Consider the following 6579-nt stretch of genomic DNA (forward strand, 5'->3'; position numbering starts at 1 on the left):
GAATGCCATATCGGCGCGATCCATCCTGACGGACATATCAATCCCAACGAATGCCATTACTGCCTGGATTGCCAGGTGACTTACTACAACGATCGTAAGTGTCCGCCCATGGTGGTGCAGCGCAAGAAGCGCGAAAAGGCCTCACGGTTGAGCGGCAAGGCAGCAGACAAGCAACGTATACCTGTGACCGAAGTGGCCACAGACAGGGCCTGAGGGGACCCCCTCGGGAGAAGATCCCCGGCGGTGCGGCTCGCGTCAACGACGTCCGACGTGTCGCTGGACAGTGAAGGCCGAACGAAGAGTCGGCATCGAGACTTTCTCGAAAAAAAACGAAACGGAGGTAGTGTCATGAGCGACAACCATCAGGACGATAAGCCCACCGGGTCTGACGTTGTTCCGGTCAACAAGGGGCGTCGCCGCTTCCTGGCAGGCAGTGCCATGGTCGGCGCGGCAGGTATGGCCGGTGTCACGGGTGTGGCAGGCGTCGGTGCCCTGACGCGCAGCCAACCGGCCCAGGCCGCCAGCAATGGCAATGCGGCCAGCACCCATGTGGGACCGGGCGAGCTGGACGAATACTACGGGTTCTGGAGTGGTGGCCACAGCGGCGAGGTGCGCGTCTATGGCGTTCCCTCCATGCGTGAAATCATGCGGATTCCGGTCTTCAACCACTGCTCGGCTTCCGGCTGGGGCATGACCAACGAATCGAAGCGCATCATGGGCGATAGTCACCGTTTCACCAACGGTGATGCCCACCACCCGCACATCAGCTATACCGATGGCAGCCACGATGGACGCTACCTGTTCATCAACGACAAGGCCAATACTCGGGTGGCGCGGATTCGTCTCGACGTCTTCAAGACCGACAAGATGGTTACCGTGCCCAATGTCCAGGCCATCCATGGCCTGCGTCTGCAGAAGGCGCCGCGCACCGGCTATGTGTTCGCCAATGGCGAGTACATGATTCCGCAGCCCAACGACGGTCGCGACATCAATGACCCGTCGAAGTACTACACCATGTGGAATGCCATCGACGCCGACACCATGGAGGTGAAGTGGCAGGTCATCGTCGACGGCAACCTCGATAACATGGATGCCGACTACACTGGCAAATATGCTGCCGCGACCTGCTACAACTCCGAGGGTGCGGTGGACCTGGCCGGCAAGATGCGCGCCGACCGCGACTGGGTGACCGTGTTCAGCATCGAGCGTATCGAGCAGGCGGTGGCTGACGGCAACTATACCACCATCGGCAACTCCGACGTGCCGGTCGTGGACGGTCGCAAGAGCTCTGAACTCAATGTCACTCGCTATGTGCCGGTGCCCAAGAATCCGCACGGCCTCAACACATCTACCGATGGCAAGTATTTCATCGCCGCCGGCAAGCTGTCGCCGACCGTGTCGATGATCGAGATCGCCAAGCTCGACGATCTTTTCGAGGGCAATCTGGATGACGAGCGCGATGTCATCGCCGCCGAGCCGGAAATCGGCCTGGGGCCGCTTCACACCACCTTCGACGGCCGCGGCAACGCCTACACCACGGTCTTTATCGATAGCCAGGTGGTGAAGTGGAACATGGAAGATGCCGTGCGCAACTATAACGGCGAGGACGTGGAGTACATCCGCCAGAAGCTGGACGTGCATTATCAGCCCGGACACAACCATGCGACTCTGTCCGAGTCCAAGGATGCCGATGGCAAGTGGCTGTTCTCTCTTAACAAGTTCTCCAAGGACCGCTTCCTGCCGGTGGGCCCGCTGCACCCCGAGAACGACCAGATGATCGACATCTCCGGTGACGAGATGGTGCTGGTGCATGACACGCCCACCTTCGCCGAGCCGCATGATGCGGTGATCATCCGTCGTGACCAGATCACCACCAAGCAGGTCTGGGAGCGGGATGATCCTTACTTTGCCGAAACCATCGCCAAGGCCGAGGAGGATGGCGTCAACGTCGAGACGGATAACAAGATCATCCGCGACGGCAACAAGGTGCGGGTCTACATGACGTCGGTGGCCCCGAACTTCGGTATTACCGAAATCCCCGTCAAGGTGGGCGACGAGGTCACGGTTACCATCACCAACCTCGACCGCATCGAGGACCTGAGCCACGGTTTCTGTGTGGTGGACCACGGTGTGAGCATGGAGGTCAGCCCGCTGCAGACCGCCTCGATCACCTTCACGGCAGACAAGCCGGGGGTGTTCTGGTACTACTGCAACTGGTTCTGCCACGCGCTGCACATGGAGATGGTGGGTCGCCTGCTGGTCGAGCCGGCGTAAGCCAACTCCGGGGTCGGCGGCAACGCCGACCCCCTTCTTTTCCTTTCCTTTCCTTGCAAGTCGAGATAAACATGCGTTCGACATGGCTTTCCCTGCTGCTTCTGCTATTACCGGCGCTGACCATTGCTGCCGAGCGGGTCGTCGTGCCGGATGAGAGGCCCCTCCAGCAGGTGTTGGATGAGGCGCAATCCGGCGATACGGTGCGCATCACACCTGGCATCTATGAAGGCAACTTTCGTGTTGAGGTTCCGATCGAGCTGGCTGGCGAACCAGGAGCCATCCTGGATGGCCAAGGCCATGGCACCGTGCTTTCTGTCTTTGCGCCGGGCACCCGCGTACATGGGCTTCATGTCCGCAACGATGGGGCTAATCTGACCGAAGTGGACAGCGGCATTTTTGTGGCCGGCGCTGCCACGGGCACCATTATCGAAAACAATCGTATCGAGGCGCGTGGCTTCGGTATCTGGCTGGATGCTGTAGCGGACGTACGAGTGGAAGCCAATCGTATCAGTGGAGACGTTTCTCTTCGTTCCCAGGACCGTGGTAATGGCCTGCAGTTATTCAACGTCACGAATGCCGAGATTCTCCATAATGAGGTCTGGGAAGCTCGCGACGGTATCTATATCGATGTCAGCAATGACAACCGACTGATTGGCAACCTGTTGCGGGATCAGCGCTATGGCGTGCACTACATGTTTTCGCATAACAATGTGGTGCGCGACAACGAGACGCGCAACAATCGGCTTGGCTATGCCTTGATGCAGTCACGCCAGCTCGAGGTGGTGGGCAATCGCTCCATACGTGACCAGAACTATGGATTTCTGCTCAACTTTATCGTCGACTCGGTAATCGCCGAAAATGTTTCCATTGAAGCTCAGCGTGGCGGTGTGACAGCTGCGCCTGACGGTCATGCCATCAGCGGCGCCGAGGGTAAGGCACTTTTCGTCTACAATTCGCTGTTCAACGAGATCCGCGACAACCTCTTTGCCCGCACAGAAATCGGCATCCATATGACCGCCGGCTCAGAGGACAATGAATTTCATGGTAACGCTTTCGTCGGTAACGAGAGCCAGGTCAAGTACGTGGCCCTTCGTGAGCAGGAGTGGTCCCACGAAGGGCGCGGCAATTACTGGAGTGACTACCTGGGCTGGGACCTCAATAGTGACGGTATCGGCGATATCCCTTATGAGCCCAACGATTCGGTAGACCGGCTGATCTGGACCTATCCGATGGCCAAGATCCTGATGAACAGCCCGGCGGTACAGGTATTGCGCTGGGTGCAACGCGAGTTCCCGATCCTGCGTCCGCCTGGCGTGCGAGACAGTCACCCCCTGATGACGCTACCGGACTGGATGGCGGAGGCACTGCAATGACTCAATCCGTAATCGAGATGACTGGCGTCAGCAAGCGTTTCGGCAAGCTGACCGCCCTTAATGACGTGAGTCTCTCCCTTGGTGAAGGCGAAGTGCTGGGCCTGATGGGACACAACGGCGCCGGCAAGTCCACGTCGATGAAGCTTATCCTGGGCCTGATCCGACCCAGCGAAGGCGAGTTGCGCGTATTCGGCCATGATCCGAGCGGCGCCGAAGCCAACGACCTGCGGCTGCGCCTGGGCTACCTGCCCGAGAACGTGCAGTTCTATGAGCAACTCAGCGGTCGCGAGGTGCTGCGCTACTTCGCCAGGCTCAAGCGTGTGGACCATGGCGTCGTTGACACCTTGCTCGAGCGGGTCGGCCTTGCTCATGCCATGCACCGCCGGGTCAAGACTTACTCCAAGGGCATGCGCCAACGCCTCGGCCTGGCCCAGGCGCTGATCGGCGAGCCGCGGCTAATGCTGCTCGATGAGCCAACCGTAGGACTGGACCCCATGGCCACGCGTGACTTCTATGCCATGGTCGACGAACTGCGAGGACGCGGCGTCAGCGTGATCCTGTGTTCACATGTGTTGCCGGGGGTAGAGCGCCATATCGACCGGGCCGCGATACTGGGGCAGGGCCGCATGCTGGCCTCGGGTAGCATCGACGAGCTGCGTGAAATCGCCAATCTGCCGCTGGTCATTCGCTTGCGTACGCCTCTGGCGCCGGAGGTCCTGGCGGAGCGGCTACAGGCATTCGGCGTCCGCATCAGCCAGGGCGTCACGGGGCGACTCGAGCTGGCGGTGCCGACCCGCAACAAGGTCGAGGCGCTGCGCGCTCTATTGGCCGACGGCCAGGTCGAGGACATCGACCTGGAGCCGCCAACCCTGGAGTCGCTCTATGCGCACTTCGACGGCACCATCCGCCGTGAGAGTGTAACGGAACAGGTCAGTATGTCCGCCAATACAGGCCCGGAGGGCGTTACCGTATGAACAATCTGTTGATTGTGGCCGGCAAGGAATTTCGAGACGGTCTGCGCAATCGCTGGGTGCTGGCGATCACGCTGGTGTTCGGTCTGCTGGCTATCGGCCTGGCCTATTTCGGCGCTGCAGCATCGGGTCAGGTGGGCTTCACCCGTGTGTCTACCACCATCGTCAGCCTGTCGAGCCTGGCGGTCTTCCTGATTCCCTTGATTGCACTGATGCTGGCCTACGATAGCATCGTCGGCGAAGACGAGCAGGGCACTCTGCTGCTACTGCTGACCTACCCCATCAGCCGGATCGAGATCCTGGCCGGCAAGTTCCTGGGCCATGCCGCCATTCTCGGCGTTTCCACTCTGGTCGGTTTCGGCGTGGCGGGAGTGATCATCGCCGGCTTCGGCAGCGTGGAGAACCTTGGCGAGCTGGTGGCAGCCCTGGCGCTGTTCATCCTTTCGGCGATGCTGTTGGGCTGGGCCTTCATCGGCTTTGCCTACCTGATCAGCGTGAGCGTGGCCGAGAAGTCCCGGGCGGCGGGTATCGCCCTGGTGGTCTGGTTCCTGTTCGTGATCGTCTTCGATCTGGCTTTGCTGGGATTGCTGGTAGGCACGGGTGGACAGGTCAGCGAAGGTCTCTTCCACTACCTGCTTCTGCTCAATCCGACGGACATCTTCCGTATCGTCAACCTGACCTTCTTCGAGGCAGCGCGTACTCAGGCGGGACTGGCCTCCATCGGAGCGGATGCTGCCTTTCATCCGGCCTTGCTATTGAGCGCCATGCTGGCCTGGGTGGCCGCCCCATTGGCCCTGGCATTGCTGATCTTCCGGCGCCGTGAGGCATGAGCCGTCATTCGGCTTTTCATTAATCCGGCCATGGAGAGTGAAGCCATGTTGTCACGCAGGAAGTTCATCATCGTGCTGGGTGGGGTCTCGCTGGCAGGGCTGGCAGGTTGCAGCGGTGAGGAGGAGGAGCAGGTCACTTGCCAGCCGCTGCCCATCGAGTCAGGCGACGAATGTGCCGTCTGTGGCATGTATATCGCGGAGTATCCTGGCCCCAAGGGCCAGGCCTGTCTGCGCGATGGCCGTGTGCTCAAGTTCTGTTCCACATCGGATATGTTCGTCTGGCTGCTACAGCCCGACTCGGTGCCTCAGCTAAGGCAGGCCTTTGTCCATGATATGGGGATCACCGATTGGGACAACCCGGCAGACGATGCCTATATCGAGGCGAACGTGGCCTTTTACGTGACGGAACAGCCGCTGATGGGTGGGATGGGGCCGACCCTGGCCTCATTCGGCAGTGAAGCCGATGCGCGCGCTTTCATCGATGAGCATGACGGACGCCTGCTGGACTATGAGGAAGTCGATGTAGCGGTGATCAACGCACTGGCAAGGGCGCACATCCAGCGCACCATGTAGTGCGCGCCCCACAAGACAGSCCCCGGCCAGKTCTCCTGCCGGGGCTGTCTTGTGGGGCTGTAGCTATTTTATAGGGCGCGATGAAATTACAGCACGGGCTCGAGCATGTAATCCACCGATGCCTTCACTTCCTCGTCGCTCAGGCCCATGTGCCCACCTTTCGGCGGCATGGCCTGGAAGCCATCGATGGAGTGGGCATAGAGCGTGTCCATGCCTTTTTCCAGGCGCGGCGCCCAGGCGGCTTCGTCACCGCGAATCGGAGCACCGGCAGCGCCGGTCATGTGGCAGGCCATGCAGGCCTGGTTGTAGATGGCTTCGCCATCGGGCTCGGCCTGGGCTGTGGCTGTGAAGGCGAGGGCGGCAGCGCCGGCCAACAGGGCGGCAGTCACTTTTTTCATGGGTTCTCCTGGTATAGCGAGGTCACGGTTGGTACGGGTTGACAGTGAAGCCAGTCGTTACTTGGGTCAGGCCCATCTCCAGACTGCCTTCGATGCTATTGCCAATATTGCCATGCCAACAGCAAGCATCGGCAAATCTATTGTGGTGTTGACGGAATCT

Annotated in this window: 7 protein-coding genes; 6 read left to right on the plus strand and 1 reads right to left on the minus strand. The window is 60.2% G+C overall.

Features of this window, described 5'->3' with window-relative positions:
• The 6 genes from Q427_RS32860 to Q427_RS27010 form a co-directional block, all read left to right on the plus strand.
• Positions 1–213 (plus strand): hypothetical protein (locus Q427_RS32860; protein WP_043518617.1); only part of this gene is annotated, 213 nt, incomplete at its 5' end.
• 135 nt (positions 214–348) lie between these two features.
• Complete coding sequence (nosZ, locus tag Q427_RS26990) at positions 349–2274, plus strand: TAT-dependent nitrous-oxide reductase (RefSeq protein ID WP_043518619.1); 1926 nt, start codon at positions 349–351, stop codon at positions 2272–2274.
• Positions 2275–2345: 71 nt separating this feature from the next.
• The gene (locus Q427_RS26995) at positions 2346–3647 is read left to right on the plus strand and encodes a nitrous oxide reductase family maturation protein NosD (RefSeq protein WP_051496758.1); all 1302 of its coding nucleotides are present in this window, start codon (positions 2346–2348) and stop codon (positions 3645–3647) included.
• Positions 3644–4621, plus strand: a complete 978-nt coding sequence (locus Q427_RS27000) for an ABC transporter ATP-binding protein (protein ID WP_051496759.1) — start codon at positions 3644–3646, stop codon at positions 4619–4621. The genes Q427_RS26995 and Q427_RS27000 overlap by 4 nt, the downstream gene beginning before the upstream one ends.
• Positions 4618–5448, plus strand: a complete 831-nt coding sequence (locus Q427_RS27005; RefSeq protein WP_043518621.1) for an ABC transporter permease — start codon at positions 4618–4620, stop codon at positions 5446–5448. Before Q427_RS27000 ends, Q427_RS27005 begins: the two co-directional genes overlap by 4 nt.
• Positions 5449–5493: 45 nt before the next feature.
• Positions 5494–6021 (plus strand): nitrous oxide reductase accessory protein NosL, encoded by a 528-nt coding sequence (locus tag Q427_RS27010; RefSeq protein WP_043518626.1) that lies wholly within the window; start codon positions 5494–5496, stop codon positions 6019–6021.
• A gap of 86 nt (positions 6022–6107) precedes the next feature.
• Here Q427_RS27010 and Q427_RS27015 read toward each other — a convergent pair whose 3' ends face one another.
• The gene (locus Q427_RS27015) at positions 6108–6419 is read right to left on the minus strand and encodes a c-type cytochrome (RefSeq protein ID WP_051496761.1); all 312 of its coding nucleotides are present in this window, start codon (positions 6417–6419) and stop codon (positions 6108–6110) included.
• Positions 6420–6579: the final 160 nt, after the last annotated feature.

This window comes from Halomonas sp. BC04 (genome assembly GCF_000568385.1).